The sequence below is a fragment of the Jeotgalibacillus alimentarius genome, from assembly GCF_000829445.1.
Classification (GTDB): Bacteria; Bacillota; Bacilli; order Bacillales; family Jeotgalibacillaceae; genus Jeotgalibacillus; species Jeotgalibacillus alimentarius.
Genome location: NZ_JXRQ01000017.1, coordinates 505,258 through 522,452, shown reverse-complemented (window position 1 = coordinate 522,452; position 17,195 = coordinate 505,258). Strand labels below are relative to the sequence as shown.

The 17,195-nt window shown below is 38.9% G+C and carries 19 protein-coding genes; 4 read left to right on the top strand and 15 right to left on the bottom strand.

Features of this window, described 5'->3' with window-relative positions; translation table 11 throughout:
• Positions 1-111: 111 nt before the first annotated feature.
• The 5 genes from KP77_RS09765 to KP77_RS09745 all read right to left on the bottom strand — a co-directional run bounded on the left by KP77_RS09765 (position 112) and on the right by KP77_RS09745 (position 6,880).
• Positions 112-498, bottom strand: coding sequence for a hypothetical protein (locus KP77_RS09765; RefSeq protein WP_041122501.1), 387 nt, complete (start codon positions 496-498; stop codon positions 112-114).
• Between the two features lie 16 nt (positions 499-514).
• Positions 515-1,945, bottom strand: coding sequence for a phospholipase D-like domain-containing protein (locus KP77_RS09760; RefSeq protein ID WP_041122500.1), 1,431 nt, complete (start codon positions 1,943-1,945; stop codon positions 515-517).
• Positions 1,946-1,960: 15 nt separating this feature from the next.
• Positions 1,961-2,533: an SCO family protein gene (locus tag KP77_RS09755; protein WP_041122499.1), complete on the bottom strand. Its 573-nt coding sequence runs from the start codon at positions 2,531-2,533 to the stop codon at positions 1,961-1,963.
• Between the two features lie 106 nt (positions 2,534-2,639).
• Positions 2,640-5,747: an AAA family ATPase gene (locus KP77_RS09750; RefSeq protein ID WP_041122498.1), complete on the bottom strand. Its 3,108-nt coding sequence runs from the start codon at positions 5,745-5,747 to the stop codon at positions 2,640-2,642.
• The gene (locus tag KP77_RS09745) at positions 5,744-6,880 is read right to left on the bottom strand and encodes an exonuclease SbcCD subunit D (RefSeq protein WP_041122497.1); all 1,137 of its coding nucleotides are present in this window, start codon (positions 6,878-6,880) and stop codon (positions 5,744-5,746) included. Before KP77_RS09745 ends, KP77_RS09750 begins: the two co-directional genes overlap by 4 nt.
• A 171-nt stretch (positions 6,881-7,051) precedes the next feature.
• On the opposite strand from KP77_RS09745, the gene KP77_RS18135 reads away from it, so the two are divergent.
• On the top strand, positions 7,052-7,201 hold the full coding sequence (locus tag KP77_RS18135) for a hypothetical protein (protein WP_160289515.1): 150 nt from the start codon (positions 7,052-7,054) through the stop codon (positions 7,199-7,201).
• Between the two features lie 127 nt (positions 7,202-7,328).
• Positions 7,329-7,760 carry a DUF2621 domain-containing protein gene (locus tag KP77_RS09740; protein ID WP_041122496.1) on the top strand — a complete coding sequence of 144 codons (432 nt, stop codon included), beginning with the start codon at positions 7,329-7,331 and terminating at the stop codon, positions 7,758-7,760.
• 38 nt (positions 7,761-7,798) lie between these two features.
• Here the strand turns inward: KP77_RS09740 and KP77_RS09735 are convergent, their stop codons facing one another.
• The 3 genes from KP77_RS09735 to KP77_RS09725 all read right to left on the bottom strand — a co-directional run bounded on the left by KP77_RS09735 (position 7,799) and on the right by KP77_RS09725 (position 9,570).
• Positions 7,799-8,281, bottom strand: a complete 483-nt coding sequence (locus KP77_RS09735) for a CcdC family protein (RefSeq protein ID WP_041122495.1) — start codon at positions 8,279-8,281, stop codon at positions 7,799-7,801.
• Between the two features lie 85 nt (positions 8,282-8,366).
• Positions 8,367-8,729, bottom strand: a complete 363-nt coding sequence (locus tag KP77_RS09730; protein ID WP_041122494.1) for a response regulator — start codon at positions 8,727-8,729, stop codon at positions 8,367-8,369.
• A 133-nt stretch (positions 8,730-8,862) separates the two neighbouring features.
• Positions 8,863-9,570 (bottom strand): cytochrome c biogenesis protein CcdA, encoded by a 708-nt coding sequence (locus tag KP77_RS09725; RefSeq protein WP_041122493.1) that lies wholly within the window; start codon positions 9,568-9,570, stop codon positions 8,863-8,865.
• Between the two features lie 256 nt (positions 9,571-9,826).
• Between KP77_RS09725 and KP77_RS09720 the strand changes: the two genes are divergently transcribed.
• Positions 9,827-10,018 (top strand): aspartyl-phosphate phosphatase Spo0E family protein, encoded by a 192-nt coding sequence (locus KP77_RS09720; protein WP_041122492.1) that lies wholly within the window; start codon positions 9,827-9,829, stop codon positions 10,016-10,018.
• A 117-nt stretch (positions 10,019-10,135) separates the two neighbouring features.
• On the opposite strand, the gene KP77_RS09715 is transcribed toward KP77_RS09720, so the two are convergent.
• From KP77_RS09715 to yneA, 5 genes are all read right to left on the bottom strand, one after another.
• Entirely contained in the window at positions 10,136-10,357 is a 222-nt protein-coding gene (locus KP77_RS09715; protein WP_039809078.1) for a YneF family protein, read from the bottom strand.
• A 179-nt stretch (positions 10,358-10,536) separates the two neighbouring features.
• On the bottom strand, positions 10,537-12,543 hold the full coding sequence (tkt, locus tag KP77_RS09710) for a transketolase (protein WP_041122491.1): 2,007 nt from the start codon (positions 12,541-12,543) through the stop codon (positions 10,537-10,539).
• A 119-nt stretch (positions 12,544-12,662) separates the two neighbouring features.
• The gene (locus KP77_RS09705) at positions 12,663-12,896 is read right to left on the bottom strand and encodes a DUF896 domain-containing protein (RefSeq protein WP_041122490.1); all 234 of its coding nucleotides are present in this window, start codon (positions 12,894-12,896) and stop codon (positions 12,663-12,665) included.
• A 73-nt stretch (positions 12,897-12,969) separates the two neighbouring features.
• A complete protein-coding gene (locus KP77_RS09700) occupies positions 12,970-13,617 on the bottom strand; it encodes a YneB family resolvase-like protein (protein ID WP_041122489.1) in 648 nt (215 codons plus the stop codon).
• Positions 13,618-13,629: 12 nt separating this feature from the next.
• A complete protein-coding gene (gene yneA / locus KP77_RS09695; protein ID WP_041122488.1) occupies positions 13,630-13,962 on the bottom strand; it encodes a cell division suppressor protein YneA in 333 nt (110 codons plus the stop codon).
• Positions 13,963-14,121: 159 nt separating this feature from the next.
• Between yneA and lexA the strand changes: the two genes are divergently transcribed.
• On the top strand, positions 14,122-14,742 hold the full coding sequence (gene lexA, locus KP77_RS09690) for a transcriptional repressor LexA (RefSeq protein WP_041122487.1): 621 nt from the start codon (positions 14,122-14,124) through the stop codon (positions 14,740-14,742).
• A 38-nt stretch (positions 14,743-14,780) separates the two neighbouring features.
• Here the strand turns inward: lexA and KP77_RS09685 are convergent, their stop codons facing one another.
• Together KP77_RS09685 and glnA are read right to left on the bottom strand one after the other, a co-directional pair.
• The gene (locus KP77_RS09685) at positions 14,781-15,671 is read right to left on the bottom strand and encodes an alpha/beta fold hydrolase (RefSeq protein WP_041122486.1); all 891 of its coding nucleotides are present in this window, start codon (positions 15,669-15,671) and stop codon (positions 14,781-14,783) included.
• 181 nt (positions 15,672-15,852) lie between these two features.
• Positions 15,853-17,187 (bottom strand): type I glutamate--ammonia ligase, encoded by a 1,335-nt coding sequence (gene glnA, locus KP77_RS09680; RefSeq protein ID WP_041122485.1) that lies wholly within the window; start codon positions 17,185-17,187, stop codon positions 15,853-15,855.
• Between the last annotated feature and the right edge of the window lie 8 nt (positions 17,188-17,195).

Sequence of the window (17,195 nt, the reverse complement as noted above, 5' to 3'; positions counted from 1 at the left end):
ACCAGCACAAATATTTGGTAATAAAAGGCGCCGACCATCTTTTTAGATGATCAGCGCCTTTTATTTTAGTCTTTGGCTAGTTTTTGTCCCAGCCTCTTTAGGAAAAAATATCTAGTTTTCAAAAGAATCTTCGACAAGCGGTTCGCTTGGCATGTCCGGACCGGTTATGCCGGTTTCAAACTGACTCTGATCTTTAAATGATGATTCATTTTCTTGAGGCTGCTGATCCTCTTTATTCTGTTCTATTTCATGATCTGCTATACCTTCATCAATATTTGATTCTGAAAACTCTTCTGCAACACTACCGGTTGAATCATCTTCCTCATCAATTTCAGCTTCTGAGATATTTTCAGCCTCCGGGGTGTTTTCCTGTTCCTGAGCAGGCATATCAGGCAATTCTTCATTACGATCAGAAAGAATAATAAGAACAATTAAAACTGCACTCATCATCAGCATGGTCGACATTGTACTGAGTAATATCCACTGTCTGCGGTTCAAATTGATCCTCCTCTGATTAATAAGTTGTCAGCTTTAATTGTTTTTGAACCCAATAAACACCTCTTTGCCAAAACGATAAACTTCCCTGAAACTCTTCAAGCGGAACTGTATACTCTGCACCCTCATTTGTCCAAAGCTGGTTAAAGTACTGTTCTGTATCCTGCATGACCTGGCTGTTCAAAGGACCTGAGATTGTCAGGTTATTTTCCAGATTATAATTTTTCATATTCCTCATTGTAAAGTTAGCTGAACCTGAGATGATGATTCCTTCATTCTCTAATTTAACAAACATCATTTTAGGATGGTATTGTTCTATATCCACATTGTACCATCGAATATTAATCGCATCATCTGTATTTTCATTTAACTCATTTATAACCGGTCTGTTGGGCAGCCCTGTCTTTTTATTGCCAAAAGCGGTTTCATTCGGGTCAAGTATAAACGATACTGCAATACCCTCTATTGCAGCAGTTTCTAATGCTTCAACAATGTCAGGCTCCGAAAGATAGAACATAGCAAGCCAGATCTCATCTCCTGGCTTTGCTTTTGATATCGCATCAAGTACTTGTTTTCTGGTTTCTCCTTCCGTTGTATAAACCAGATCAAGCTCGCCGCGCGGATTACCTTCTGCTGTGTACTCAGGAAACGTAACATCACTTCCTGACATGTCAGCTACCGCTTCTTCAGCATTTAACATATCTGAGATAATCGCACCAGTCACTTCATAAGCCACGTTGTTGTGAAATCCGGATTCATTATGCGCATTTGCTGAGAGTATCATGGCACTCTGATCTGTAATGACAGCCTTCCGGTGATTAGCCTTTATATTTGCGAGCGACAGATATGATCTGAGCGTCATCTCAGGTCCTCCATCAACAAATGGATTTATTATCCATCCTCTCCCTTCCTGTCCCAAATATTTAGGACCCATTCTCCAAGCCGACGAGTAAATCGGTGTTGAATCTCTCAGCGGGTCAAGATTTGTAATGACCACTTCAATTCCTGCATCCTTCATAGGTTCAAGCCAGGCTCCTTCATATGACCCGTAGCCTGTATTAAAAGGATCTGTAATGAATATGATCGGCATGTCAGGGTTTTTATTTTTCTTGTCCACGAGCTTATCCATTAGCTCGCCGCTGATATCAGGATAACCTTTATCCTCGCTGACTCTCCCATCCATCATAAACATATCAATCACGATAAATTCTTGGGACTCATCGATCATTTCATAGATTCTATTAAAAATCTGATGATCCAGCCGTCTTTGATCACCTTCCATATAAGTAAGATCTCTGTAAAAAGTAACAGATTCTGATTTAATGGTGTTACTTCTGTAAGATATCCCTTCCGGAAGCGGTTTGTATTGATGATAAACCATTATTGTGAAGTAAATCAGTAAGAATGATAGAATATACCATCTTTTTTTCTTATACCATTTCTTTTTCAATCAAATTCCTCCGAATTAACTGTCACCCAGGGCTTTGAGGTCAGCAATAATTTCATCCTCAGGTACTGACTGATATCCATCATAGCTTTTAACGACCATTCCATCTGGGCTGATCAGATAGATACTTGTAGGGTGACTCATCTGATCAGAATTAGGATCATCAACTACCAGCCCCTGAAATGACTCCAGAGCAAGCTCGCTAATCTCTTCAAATTCATAACCTGTTAAGAAATCCCATTTTTCTTTATTCAGTTCATATCTTCCCATGAACACTTTCAAAGCTTCTTCGGTGTCCTGCTGAGGGTCTACACTGAATGATAACATTCTGTACTGATCAATACCCTCATCTTCAATTGATTGCTGGAGACCAGTCATATTATATGTCATAGGTGGACAGACAGTATCGCAGTTTGTAAAGATAAAGTTGGCGATTACAGGGGTGCCTTCAAGATCTTTATTCGTCACTTTCTCACCATCCTGATTTGTATATTCAAAACTTATAAGTTCTCTTTCCATATTTCCTTGAAAATCAGACGAACATGCTGAAATAAGCAAGGTTGCAGCAATTAGAAAGATCATTTTTTTCATAACCGTACTCCTTTATATCACACTATGATCCTAATGCTACAAAACTACCGAAGCTGTTACAACAAAACCTTTGCAATTTACTTGTATATATTGTGACAGATGGTCTTTATTCTAAGATAAACCTGGTACTGCTTCCCCCTTTTGATGAAAAGACTTCAAGTCTCGCATCAATCCGCTCCTTCAGTTCAGGAACGTGAGAAATGACTCCAACCAGTCGTCCACCTGCCTGAATATCCATAAGAGATTCTATCGCCTGATCAAGTGACTCAGGATCAAGCGTGCCGAATCCCTCGTCTATAAACATTGTTTCTAGAGATACTCCCCCTGCATACGATTGAACAACGTCAGCCAGTCCCAGCGCAAGTGCCAGTGAAGATTTAAATGCTTCTCCTCCTGACAATGTTTTAACATGTCTCTGTTGTCCGGTATAGTGATCCATAACAAGAAGTTCAAGTCCTCCCTGCTTATTCCCTTTCGAACGGTCTTCTTTTCGGTGAAGTTCATACCGGCCGGATGTCATTTTAAGCAGCCGCTCGTTAGCAATAATTAGAATATCCTCCAAATAATATGCAAGCACAAAACGTTCAAACGTTAACTTTAATTCATTTTGACCATTTGCCATTTCAGATAGAAAGCCTGTCAGTTTGTAACGTTTTTCAATTTCTTCTGAAGCTGAGATATTTTGTTCAAGTTGCAGCAGGATCTGCTCATGATGATGAACAAAACCTGAAAGGGTTGATACTTTTTCCTCAAAACCTGCAATATCATTTTCAATTTTTTCTTTTTCAGCATGATAAATGCTTATATCCGGCTTTGAAACTCCCTTTAGATCATTTGAGAGTTTTTCCATATATTCCTTCAGTGAATACTTTTTCTTTTCATATTGAGACACCCTATTTTCAAGGCCCGCTAACTTTTGAGGTTCGAGTCTCGCGGCTTTTAAATCTTCCGGCTGACTGAACCCGGAATTTTCAAGAGCTGTATTGAACTGCTGCTTTGCATGATCTAATGCAACCTGAGCACCAGTAACCTCATTTGCTGCACTTTTTAATCGCTCTGTTAAAGCACTGGATTCATTTTCAGCGTCATAGTACTTCTTTTCTGCTTCACTCATTTGATTGCTGTACTGACGAATGCTCTCCTGTAATAATGCGATCTCTTCTTGCAACACAGACACATTGAAATACTTTTCTGGTATCTCACTTTTTAATTGTGTGACCTGGCTCCTGCAGCTGATATAATCATCCCTCTTTTTTTGTACGATCACTTCAGCACTTTCGATGTGCTTCTTAATAACAGACCTTTCCTGTTCAAACGCTTCTCTTCCGGCAGAAGGTTCACCTGCGTTCAGTTTTTTTGATAATAAAAGCTGTTGATTTTCAAGCTGGTTTTCAGATGATTGATAATCCTCCAGACTTTTCTGATCATGAAAAGCTTCTGAGGCCTGGATATCCTGAGAAACTCCGTCTATATCCGTTCTGATTCCTTCCATTTTTTGTTTCAAATAATCACATGCGCTTTCAAGCCTGATCAATTCAGAATGCAAAGATTGAAGATTTTTATGATGCACAACCGGATCAGCTTTTAAGTCGCCACCTGTCACTGCAGGTGCGGGATGATGTTTAGAACCGCATACAGGGCAGGGTTCATCATGTGTTAATTGCTTTGAAAGTTCGATTGCAAAATTTGCAGACTGTTCGTGTAACGCCTGATCAAGCGCTAACTGCTCTTTTTTTTGATTCTCGACAGCTTCCGAATAATTTTTTTCTTTTTGAATCAAGTCTGCTTTCAGCTGCTGTTCTGTCGTCTTGTATTGGTTCAGTTTCTTAAACAAATTAATTATTGTTTTTACATGATGCAGTTTAACTTTATTCTCAGAGAATGTCCGCTGTGCTTCCAGCCAATTCTGCTGCTCTTTCAAAAGTTTTTCAATTTTATCTTCGTTTTCACTCAGCTCATTTTTCAGTTTATCCAGTTTTTCTTTTTCCCTGACCCCGTCACTAGCAAGGTTTGTTAACTCCTTTGACTTCAGCTGATAAGATTCTGCTTTAGCTTTAAAACTCTCCAGCTCGGACACTTTTTTCTCTTTGGCTTCAATTTCAGGTTTTTGTTTTAATAAAACCTGAAGACTTTGCTCATACTGATCACGTTTTTTATTCATCTCTGAAAGCTCTTTATCTGTTTTATCCTTGAATTGAATCCTCCGTGCCAGTTCTTCTTTTTTATAACTGATTTCCTGGAAGTATGGCCATATGACCTCTGCATCTTTGGCAATAGAAATGTCAGATTTACATTTTGCGATCTCTTCCTTATGATTATCCAGTTCTTTTAAATCACTAACTGCCTGGTTATATTCTTTAAATGTCCGCTCTATGTAAAGCGCATTTTCAATTTTTATCAGTACATTTTTATATTCTTCTCTTTGTTTAGTTATTTTATTTTTGAGGTTGTTTAATTTTTCATTCTGAGTTGCTACTAAGTTTTTTGCTAGCGAATGAATTTTTTGAGCATGTATATTTTCCTGATTTAACGCTTCTTCAAGTTCTTCATGGTCAAGAGGATCAATAGATTCATAGAGTCGGCCCCTTTCATGTGAAAATCTTTCAACATCGCTTCGCAATTCCTTAGACTTTGTTTTTAGATACTCCTGAAAATAACGGTATGATTCAGTATGAAACAACTTCTGGAGAATCCTTTCCTTGTCTGTACTGTCTGAAGTTAATAAGGTTCTGAATTCCCCTTGAGGAATCATCAGAATCTGTTTAAACTGATGGAAGTCGAGCTGCATTAATCTATTGACCTGATCTTCTGTCTCACTGATATTTGAAGCGATTAATTGTTCTTCTCCATCAATTCTTTCATAAAATTCAGCTTTTGCATTGATGGTTGTATATCCCTCCCCCCTTGATTTCTTCTTTTGCTGAATTGGGGATCTGAGTATTCGATACGTTCTACCTTTTAATAAAAATGTAAAATCAACACTTGTCTGAAGGCTCTCTTCAGCAAAATCACTGCGCAAATCCTGTGCAGAGCGTTCCTCTCCACTTGTCTTCCCGTAAAGTGCAAAAGCGATTGCATCAAAAATTGTTGTCTTACCCGCACCGGTTTTACCGGAAATCACAAACATTGTTTTTGATCCCAGTTCACTGAAGTCAATTGTCTCTATACCTGCATAAGGACCGAATGCATGCATAACGAGTTTTAGCGGTCTCACGTCTGATCACTTCCTTTAATAGATAAATCCATCGTGCGGATTAATTCATCTTCCATCTCATCTGTCCAGTCAGCCTCTGTCACATACTCAAAGAACCGCTTAAACAGCTCAGTATCCGATAAATGATCATGTTTTTTCCTGATCGGCTGTTCGCGTTTACTATCCCGGACTGCTCTTTCTCTTTCAAGGTGAAGTACATTAGGATAAACAGATCTCAGCTTGTTAATCGGATCAATCAGTGACCCTTCATCAGTCAGCACAGCTTTAATATAATCATTTTTGTGATGATAAAAATCCGCCTTGAGCATCTCCTCTAAAGAGCCCTTAAGAATCACCAGGTCTCTTTCAGGCGTTAAAGGGATCTCTTTAACTGTTGTTTCACCGTTTTCGATAGAAACACATTTGACCATTTTCTTATGGCCGGCTTCTGAAAAGGAATACTTGAGAAGAGAACCTGCATAATGAACTTTCTCATCATTGATCGCATAGGGACTGTGGAGATGTCCCAGAGCGGTATATGTAAACGGCTCAAATAATTCCTTACTTACAGTGCCGGCTCCCCCAACAGATAAAGTTCTTTCAGAGTCACTGGTCGTACCACCACTGACAAACGAGTGGCCAATCAGCACTTCAGGATATTTTCCAAATTCCCTGTCCCCGCAAATCACATTGATTGTCTCTTTCATCGCATCATGATGTGACAAAATAGAGTCATTTTTTAATAATCCTCTTATAACACCCGGCTCTGCATAAGGAACTGAATGAAATCTCACACCCTTTATTTCAACAGGCAGCTGATCCGGCCGCCATTTCCCCGTCACATGAAGGTCAGAGTGTTTATACCACTCGGAGCCGAATGCAATTCTATCAGCGCTGTCATGATTCCCTGATATAGCGATGACCGGTATTTCCATTTCCACATTCAATGTATATAACGTTTTGTTCAACAGATTGACAGCATCAGCAGGCGGTACAGAACGATCGTAAAGGTCTCCTGCGATGATAATAGCGTCAGGCTTTTCCTGCGCTGCAATTTCTATAAACTGATCAAGTATACATGCCTGATCCTCTGTCATATACACACCATGGACAAGCTTACCTAAATGCCAGTCAGCTGTATGTAAAAACTTCATTTAAATTCCCCCGTCAATTATTGATCTCCCTATTATAACAGAACAGGCGTTTGTTATAAGTCCAAATCTTTTCCATTATTTACAGAATGAATAAAAATTCATACTTTTGACTGATTTATTAATTTGAATTTTCAGATATCATTGTATATACAACCGAAAGGAGGACCTGCTATGAGAAAAATTGAAACAGAATACGTTGAACATCATGAGCTTGAATCAGAAGATTATATCCGCGTAACAGCTGACAACGAAAATATTTATGAAGTCCGCCGTGAAAACCTTCACCAGTTACTCTCTCTTGGCTATCGTCAGATAAAATGATTACTGATTCCTTCCTGTCACATATAAATACACTGTATTTACAATTAACCATAATTGAAGCCAGTTCTTGAAGCCTTCAGTAAACTCCTTTATAATGTTTGTAGATTAACTGAACGGAGTGACTGATGTGCTTGAAGGCTGGTTTTTATGGTTTATTCTTTTTTGGGTCGTCGTACTTGTCTCTTTGTTTGCAATCGGCGGATTTTTCATGTTCAGAAAGTTTCTGAAGAGAATGCCTAAAGAAGATGGAAAGTCTGATCTTGATTGGGAAGAACATTATATAGACAGAACAATTCACCTTTGGGGGCCTGGTGAAAAAGAGTTGTTAAATGAACTCGTCACCCCTGTTCCTGAGCTTTTCCGTGATGTAGCCAAGCAGAAAATTGCAGGTCATATCGGGAAACTGGCAATTGATGAAAATGCCAGTCAAATCACACTGGATTTAATTATCAGGGGCTATATTGTTGCTACTCCGAAGCGGGATCATAAATTTTTACGTAAAAAACTGGACGAATTAAATATTGATATTACCCAATATGAAGATTTATTTGCAGTATAAAAAAACATCACTCAATGAGAGTGATGTTTTTTTATACTTTAAACTAACTGAGCAGATCGTGATGAGTCGTTTTTCTCCATTTTTTTGAAGTGAAGCAACATTGCACTTCTCCACGGAACGATCATGCCAAAAGCCAGTATCCAAAACATCCCACTTAATGTCCCAACATCAATGGTCGTGCTCAAAACCAGCTTCATAATCACTCTGACCGCTAAAAGACCGATTAAGATGAACGGAAAAGCTTTCGATGCTTTTAAGTAAATGCCGTCTTCCCTTTGTTCAAACTTTGAAGTTTTTATTAATACAATTGAAAATACAGCACCGACAACCAGTGCTTCTAATGCTTCAAGGGGAGTCACCCGGAAATAAGGAAATATAAACATCAATGCACCCGTACTCATAAAGATCGGCGGCAGGAATATTTTTTTTGCTGTGACAGGTTTTTTAGCAGCTTTTAACCTGATAATAAATACAGCAGCCCCCATAAAAATTGCAGCTATTGTTGATAGATAAACAAGCATATACACCCATCCTTAAATCAAAACATATAAACCTCCATTAAGTATAATGGAGATTACCTGTTTTGTAAAAGGAGCTTTAGCATATCTATTTGTTAATGACTCTGCTTAGAGATTCCACTACGCGGTTACTGTCAAACGGCTTTACAATAAAGTCCTTTGCACCTGCTTCAATGGCTTCAATCACCATTTTCTGCTGTCCCATTGCTGAACACATAATAATTGTGGCACGCGGATCTTCTTTTAGAATCTCTTTAGCAGCCGAGATTCCATCTAAAACAGGCATGGTGATATCCATCGTGACAAGGTCTGGATTTAAGGATTTATACTTTTCTACAGCTTCTTCACCATTCTCCGCTTCTCCCACCACTTCAAAAGTGGAATTTTCCAGCACATTCTTTAATGTCATTCTCATAAATTTCGCATCATCGACAACAAGAACTTTTGTCATGTGTATCACCCTTTTAATGTAGTTAATATTAACTATACAACTAAACTAAAAGTCCTTCAAGAAATAACCTGAAAAACATAAAAAAAACGGCGATATATCTCGCCGATCTTTTAATAGCAGTTTTATTAAATTGCTAAAATCCTTTAAAATTGCCGAAGATAGGTAGTAAAATGTTGATAATCCAATTTAGACCATCGAAAAATAAAACGATACCCATTCCGATCATAATTGAACCGCCGACTTTCATAATAATCATGCTTTTCTTTTTTATCCAGGTTAATTTACCTAGGAAAAATGATAAAACAAAAAATGGCACTGCAAAACCAAGAAAATAAGCAAACATATAAGCAAAACCTGATCCTGGATTAGTTGCTGATAGAGTGAAAATCGCTCCTAAAATAGGCCCTGAACACGGCGTCCACCCTGCTGCAAATGCAAGACCGATCAATAACGAACCAGCATATCCCGCCGGACGATTTTTAAAATTCACCCTTCTTTCCTTCATCAGAAATTCAGGCGAAAACAATCCTACTATTATTAATCCGAAAATGACAATTAAAATTGCCCCCACCTGACGAATTGTATTTTCATACTGTATAAATACATCTGCTACCCAAGTTGAAGTAAATGCCAATCCTATAAATACGAGCAAGAATCCCAGCAAGAAAAATAAAGTATGAAGAAGACTGGCTTTTTGCTTCATTCCATTTCCCTTTGAAAGGTTCTCAACCGACATTCCGGTTATATATGACAAAAAGGCTGGATAAAGCGGTAGAACGCAGGGAGAAATAAAGCTTAGAAACCCTGCTCCAAATGCCCAAAGTATATTTAAATCTGCCATTCAAACACCCCGATCGCTTTTCAATAATATTATTTTAACAAATTGGCTGTTGATTCACATTGTCATACAGTCATTCTTCATGTAAGATTTGAAGAAATGTTATAAATCTGACACAAATCAACTTGTAAAAAGATTGGAATAAGGGATTAATTTCTTTTCAATCTCCTAATTTTTCTGTATACTAGACCCTAAGTATATAGAATGACAAATAATGTATAGGGTCCCTAAAGGATCCTGATGAAAGGGTAGACTTTGAATGGGGGATCAACAAAAGAAGCTACTTGAAGCCATTGAAAATAAGCGGCAGGTGTTGATTCATACCGCTGCAAAAGAAGGGTTGTCCTCTCCTACTGCTGTACGTTATTCTCAGGAACTGGATGACCTGCTGAACGAATTTGAAAAAACACATGCTTACAAATCGGCTGCTTTTGAATTGCCTGCTAAATAAAAAAGACTTCTATTACAGGAAGTCTTTTTTATTATATGAAAATTTGATTTTAAAATAACTCTTTATCATAAAACACATAATAAAAGCACTTCTATTTAAAGAAGTGCTGTCAATTTATTATTTACCCTGTTGCTTATTCATAGCGCTCATCATCTGATTGATTTTCTTCTGCGACGGTTTCATTCCCATCTGCATCATCATCATGCGAAGCATTTGCTCATTGATTGGCGGGTTCTTTTTAAGATAAGTCATCATATATTTACGTGCGATGAAAAATCCAAGTGCGACTCCGGCCAGCAAAGCAACAACAATTAATACAATTGCAAGCCATAATTCCATTTCGTATTGCCTCCTATTTGTTACTTTCATATAAAAGTGTACAAGAACAAAGAACATTATACAATGATTTATTACATAAAAACACTGTTTTACATTTGAATCTTTTTGATTGTATAAACTACTTCGTTTTAATGCATAAAAACTGGCGGGATTTCATTCCCGCCAGTTTGATCATGTTATTAACCTTTAATCAAAGCTTCAACGCGTTTCACAACATTTTCCGGTGTAAATCCGTACTTTTCCAGTACTGTACCACCTGGCGCTGAGGCACCGAAAGTATCAATACCAAGTACATCACCATCAATACCTGTGTAGCGTTCCCAGCCAAGCGGAGATGCCATTTCAATCGCAAATCGCTTTTTAACGTTAGCAGGCAGTACAGACTGTTTGTACTCAGTAGACTGCTTCTCAAAACGGTCCCATGATGGCATTGAAACTACTGCAGCATCAATATCTTTCTCACGCAGAATCTGTTGCGCTTCGTATGCCAGACTTACTTCTGAACCACTGGCTATCAGAAGCACATCAGCTTCATCTTTTTCAGAAGGAGATACTATATAAGCACCTTTTTTAACTCCTTCATAAGCTGTATCAGCTGTTCCAGGAAGTGTTGGAAGACCCTGACGCGTCAATACCAGCGTAGTAGGATGATCAGTTGCTTCCATTGAAAGCTTCCATGCTGCTGAGACTTCATTTCCATCAGCAGGACGCACTACGGATAGTCCAGGCATTGCTCTTAATGAAGGAAGCTGCTCAACAGGTTCATGTGTAGGGCCATCTTCTCCGACAGCAATGCTATCGTGTGTAAACACATAAGTGACTGGAACACCCATTAGTGCTGACAGTCTGATAGCAGGACGTACGTAATCGCTGAATACAAAGAATGTACCTCCATATACACGTAATCCCCCGTGTAAAGCCATACCATTAAGTGCAGTTCCCATCGCAAATTCACGGACACCAAACCAGATATTACGTCCATCAGGTGTTTCAGCTGTAAAATCAGCTTCATCTTTCATCATCGTATTATTTGAACCCGCAAGGTCTGCAGATCCTCCGAATAAAGTTGGAACTGTTTTAGAAATTGCATTTAGTACTTCCCCTGAAGAAGCACGGCTTGCGAGTGCTTTACCTTCTTCATATACCGGGATGTCCTGATCCCATCCCTCAGCAAGCTTTCCTTCAATCGCATCTAAAAGCTCCTGAGCCAGTTCAGGGTAAGCTTTTTTGTAGCTTTCAAACTTTTCATTCCACTCATTTTCTTTTTCAGAACCATTTTTACCTACAAGCTGCTCAAAGCGCTCATAAACTTCGTCAGGTACATAAAACGATTCTTCTGCTTCCCACTGATAAGCTTCTTTAGCGAGAATCGTCTCATCATTACCGAGTGGGGCACCGTGAGCTTTTGAAGTACCTGCTCTATTTGGAGAACCAAAACCGATCACAGTTTTAATCTCAATCATTGTAGGACGGCTTGAATCAGCTTTTGCTGCCTTAATCGCATCAGCAACTTCTGCTACATCATTACCATCATCAACGCGGATGTATTGCCAGTTATAAGATTCAAATCTCTTTTTTACACTCTCTGAAAATGAGCGATCCAAATCGCCATCTAACGAAATATCATTTGAATCATACAGCACAATTAATTTATCAAGCTGTAAGTGTCCTGCAAGTGAAGCAGCTTCAGAAGATACACCTTCCATCAGGTCGCCGTCTCCACAAAGCGTATAAGTAAAGTGGTCAATTACTTCATGACCTTTGCGGTTGTATTTAGCACTTAAGTGCTTTTCAGCCATGGCCATTCCAACAGCCATTCCAATTCCCTGTCCAAGCGGCCCGGTAGTTGCCTCCACACCTTTAGTATGTTTATATTCAGGGTGACCTGGTGTCTTAGATCCCCATTGTCTGAAGTTTTTAATCTCATCCAGGCTCAGGTCATATCCTGATAGGTGAAGCAGACTGTATAGCAGCATCGAGCCATGCCCTGCTGAAAGTACGAATCGGTCACGATCGAACCAGTCAGGATTTTTCGGGTTATGATTCATAAATTGAGTCCATAACGTATAAGCGAACGGTGCAGCTCCCATCGGAAGACCCGGGTGTCCTGAATTCGCTTTATCAATTGCATCAATTGATAGCGTTCTAATCGTGTTAATTGCTAAATCATCTGTCTTGTTAAACATCAAATACATCCTTTCTATTCACACGTGATACGTCTTATTGTACAAAAAATAAGAGGAGATGTACAAACATCTCCCCTAAAAAACAAAACTACCGATTAATTTATTTAATTAAAGCTATATCAGTTCATTTTATTCCTTTTTTTAGCATCTTTCAACTTATCCGGGGTCACGTCTTTTCCTTCCGGATCAATGACTGTGACATTTTCGATCGTCTGCTTCATTGAACCCCGGAATGCCTGGAGATACTCCTGTCTGAGTTCCTGCTGCTCTTTAGCTTCCTCACTTGTAAGTGAGTCATCTTTTGATTTAGCTGATAGTTCATTAATTCTTTTGATCTTGTCTTCAGATAACATTTCATTCACCCTCTCTTTCAGGTATGCTTCTATGTATGTTAAAAGAAAGATAGAGGTTTGACAAGCATTAAGATTATTCAGAAACAGATTCCATGTATTCCACGTATCTTCTGTGAACGGTGGCTTTAGAAACGGGATGACCAAGCCCTCTGAGAACAGAAGATATTTCATTAAATGTTAATCCGTTTCTGCGCAGCCGTACAATTTCATCTATTGGTATTTCAATTTTATCCCTGCCATCTTTATTCCCGCGGTTTTTAAGGTTTTTCTGAGGCTTGAATCCCTGTTCAATAGCCCTTTTCATCCCTCTTTTAATTTTCAGGTTATGCAGCTTTCTCTGATGCTCTTCTACCATACTCACAATCTGAAGGATCATAGAATCTGATTCAGACAATTGCAGCTCGCCGTCGTGTGCAATTGAAAATATTTTAATGCCTTCTTTTTGCAAAGTATGCAGCAGAGCTATTTTCGCATTTCCCCTGCCAATTCTGGTTTCATCCTGTATTAAAATTCCGCCAGCACCAGATTCCCGAACACTTTCAAGCAGCTCGAAAACTCCTTCCCGATCAAGCTCGAATCCGCTCTCTTTTTTGCTGATGACTGACACAATTTCATAATTCATTTTATCAGCAAGCGCTCTTAATTCATCTTCCTGTCTTAGTAAAGATGATTCCTGAGACTCTTTTTCAGTACTTACCCTGCAGTAAATAATGACTTTCAACACGTTCACTCCCTACTCGTTATCAGACGCCAAATGAATCGTGTCATCACTATAACGGAAAGCATCTTTTTTAACCGGTAACCTGAGCGTATCACCCGTAACAATTATGTGAGATGAAAGGTCATTATTTTCACTTACCCACTCGATAAAATTTTCAGGTGTCATTGCTGTATGTTCAGCATATTTCTCTGCGTATGACCATAATGTATCTCCTTCACTTACCGTAACCTCCGCATATTCAACTTGGCTGTCAGCGGTGTTGGTAAATACTAAGAACAGGCTAAAGCAAAGCGCAGTTACCACAAATAGAATAACAAAAGAATATTTTCTCCACAATGCAGTCATTAAAATCGCCTCCATAGAATGTGTGTTCGCTTTTATTACTTTGAGTATAATACGAACATTTGTTTTGGTCAACAACAAAAACTCGAACTTATGTTTGTATTTTTGAAGTCTCTATGCTACAATTTAGAAAAGTTTTAATATGAAATGAGGTGCTGCAGGATGAAGAAGTTATCAAAACGCCAGCTTGATATACTGAATTTTATTAAGCGTGAAGTTCAGGATAAAGGATATCCCCCGTCTGTGCGTGAAATTGGTCTGGCAGTTGGACTCGCTTCTAGTTCAACAGTGCATGGTCACCTTGCCCGACTGGAAAGCAAAGGACTGATCAGAAGAGATCCTACTAAGCCGAGAGCCATTGAAGTAATTTCTCTTGAAGAAGATAAAATTCCAACCCAGCGCGTGGTAAATGTTCCACTCGTAGGTAAAGTAACTGCCGGTTCTCCGATAACAGCTATTGAGAATGTGGAAGAATACTTCCCCCTTCCTGAAAGACTTGCTTCATCTGATGACGCAGTGTTTATGCTGGAGATCATGGGAGATTCTATGATTGAAGCAGGAATTTTAGACGGAGATCTCGTTATTGTTAAACAGCAAAATACAGCAAATAACGGTGATATTGTAGTTGCGATGACAGATGAAGACGAAGCAACAGTTAAGCGCTTTTTTAAAGAAAAAGATTATGTCAGGCTGCAACCTGAAAATTCTTCGATGTCTCCTATTATCCTGAATAATGTTTCTATATTGGGTAAAGTTGTAGGTGTCTATAGACAGGTACACTAAAAAACGGAACATATTGACTGAGTCAATATGTTCCGTTTTTAATTCTGAAGATTATTTTTCATTACAGCCACAATATAGTCGGAAACTTGATCAGGTATTTCAATAGGCAGCATGTGCCCGCCATCTTCAAACATATGCGTTTTAGCAGATTGGATCTTGTCACTCGCCCGCTCTAACATTCGGTATGGATCATAAATGACCTCATTCTTACCTACCGCGATAAATACTGGCATTGTAAGTGTTTTAAGTTCCTCATCTTTAAAGAGTTTAGGCGGTGTCATCACATACTCCCACTGCACAAATTTTTGTCCTCTATAATAAAGCTCGAACAGTTTTTGATGTTCAGTCCGTTTTCTGCTCGTCAGCCAGCTGCAGAAATGATCAATTACAATTGAGCGCGATGGTATTAGATTTGTAAAAAATAATCTGAAGTAAAATGACAGGTTCATCCTTTTAATAGATGCTGCAGGCGAAAGAATAATAAGTGATTTAACTCTCTCCGGTTTCAAGCAGGCATAATTAATCGCATGCCATCCACCATTTGAATGGCCGACTATTGAAACACGCGCAATTCCAAAATGATCAAATACTTCAGTTATCCATTTTGCGTAACCTTCCCGCTCATTTAAGTGCTCTTTTGTATTGCTTTGATTAAATTCACCTAAGACATCTATAAAGTATAACTGAAAGTCTTCAGCTAACCGTTCAACGCAACCGTACCATTCTAACGAGCTGAAGCCAAAAGCATGTAGTAACACCAACGGCTCTTTTTTCTTAGTACCACATACGATAACTGAAACATCACCAAATGAAGTGTGTATAGTTTCGTTTCTATAAGGAATTTCCCATAACTTGGTAACTTCTTTATATGCAGCCTGATAGCTTTCATATCCTTCTTTGGATTTGAAGCCTTTATAAGCATCTCCCACGATTAGCCCCCTTTAACATTTATATACCCCAAAGTGTATAAACCGAGCGAAAAAAGAGGTGAAAAAATTTTTAATTTATAAATCGATTTATGAAAATCGGCTAATATTCTTTCACCGTTAAACCATGAACTCTACACACATAAAAAACCCCTAGAACAATAATGCTCTAAGGGTCTGGATATTAATACATTTCTAAATACTGTTCTCTCTCCCATGGGTGAACCTGCGTGCGGAACATATCCCACTCAATTTCCTTCGCTTCTACGAAGTGCTCAAAAATATGGTCTCCAAGTCCATCAATAATAACCTGGTCTTTTTTAAGCTCTTCAAGTGCCGCATAAAGTGTACCAGGAAGATCTTTGATTCCTGCTTCTTCACGCTCTTCTTTATCCATTACATAGATATTTCTGTCGATAGATTCAGGCGGCGTTAAACCGTTCTTAATTCCATCAAGACCTGCTTTTAACATAACAGCCATCGCAAGGTAAGGGTTAGCAGATGGATCTACTGAACGAACCTCTACACGAGTACTCATTCCACGTGACGCCGGAATACGAACGAGTGGACTACGGTTTTGAGCTGACCATGCGATATAACACGGTGCCTCATAACCTGGCACAAGACGCTTATATGAGTTAACTGTTGGGTTAGTGACAGCTGTGAAACCTGACGCGTGCTTTAAGACACCCGCCATAAACTGCTTCATTGTTTCACTTAACTGATTTTCACCGTTCTCGTCAAAGAAAGAGTTTTTCCCCTCTTTAAATAGAGACATATTAAAGTGCATGCCTGATCCATTTACACCAAATAGCGGTTTCGGCATGAATGTCGCGTGAAGACCGTGCTTTCTGGCGATCGTTTTAACAACCAGTTTAAATGTCTGAATGTCATCACATGCTGATACAGCATCAGCGTATTTAAAATCAATTTCGTGCTGGCCTGGTGCAACTTCATGGTGTGATGCTTCAATTTCAAAGCCCATTTTTTCAAGTTCGATTACGATATCACGTCGGCAGTTCTCACCAAGATCTGTTGGTGCAAGGTCGAAGTATCCGCCTTTATCATTTAGTTCGAGTGTCGGTTCACCGTTCACATCAAGCTTGAACAGGAAGAATTCCGGCTCAGGTCCGAGGTTAAAGTCCGTGAATCCTAGTTCTTCCATTTCTTTAAGAACTCGCTTCAGATTGTTTCTCGGGTCACCATCAAACGGTGTACCATCAGGACTGTAGATATCACAAATCAAACGGGCAACTTTACCATCGCCAGCAGTCCATGGGAATACAACCCATGTATCAAGATCAGGGAACAGATACATATCTGATTCCTCAATACGCACAAATCCTTCGATAGAAGAACCATCAAACATCATCTTATTGTCTAAAGCCTTTTCAAGCTGGCTTACAGGAATTTCAACATTTTTAATGGTACCAAGAATATCAGTAAACTGCAGTCTGATAAAGTTTACGTTTTGCTCTTTAGCCAATTTCATAACATCTTCTCTTGAATACTTACTCATTAATAACT

Coding starts and splice junctions, on each gene's coding strand:
- KP77_RS09755 (WP_041122499.1), bottom strand. CDS start 2,533: ATGAAAAAAATGATCTTTCTAATTGCTGCAACCTTGCTTATTTCAGCA.
- KP77_RS09745 (WP_041122497.1), bottom strand. CDS start 6,880: ATGAAGTTTTTACATACAGCTGACTGGCATTTAGGTAAGCTTGTCCAT.
- KP77_RS18135 (WP_160289515.1), top strand. CDS start 7,052: ATGAGAAAAATTGAAACAGAATACGTTGAACATCATGAGCTTGAATCA.
- KP77_RS09735 (WP_041122495.1), bottom strand. CDS start 8,281: ATGCTTGTTTATCTATCAACAATAGCTGCAATTTTTATGGGGGCTGCT.
- KP77_RS09730 (WP_041122494.1), bottom strand. CDS start 8,729: ATGACAAAAGTTCTTGTTGTCGATGATGCGAAATTTATGAGAATGACA.
- KP77_RS09725 (WP_041122493.1), bottom strand. CDS start 9,570: ATGGCAGATTTAAATATACTTTGGGCATTTGGAGCAGGGTTTCTAAGC.
- KP77_RS09720 (WP_041122492.1), top strand. CDS start 9,827: ATGGGGGATCAACAAAAGAAGCTACTTGAAGCCATTGAAAATAAGCGG.
- KP77_RS09715 (WP_039809078.1), bottom strand. CDS start 10,357: ATGGAATTATGGCTTGCAATTGTATTAATTGTTGTTGCTTTGCTGGCC.
- tkt (WP_041122491.1), bottom strand. CDS start 12,543: ATGTTTAACAAGACAGATGATTTAGCAATTAACACGATTAGAACGCTA.
- KP77_RS09705 (WP_041122490.1), bottom strand. CDS start 12,896: ATGTTATCTGAAGACAAGATCAAAAGAATTAATGAACTATCAGCTAAA.
- yneA (WP_041122488.1), bottom strand. CDS start 13,962: ATGACTGCATTGTGGAGAAAATATTCTTTTGTTATTCTATTTGTGGTA.
- lexA (WP_041122487.1), top strand. CDS start 14,122: ATGAAGAAGTTATCAAAACGCCAGCTTGATATACTGAATTTTATTAAG.
- glnA (WP_041122485.1), bottom strand. CDS start 17,187: ATGAGTAAGTATTCAAGAGAAGATGTTATGAAATTGGCTAAAGAGCAA.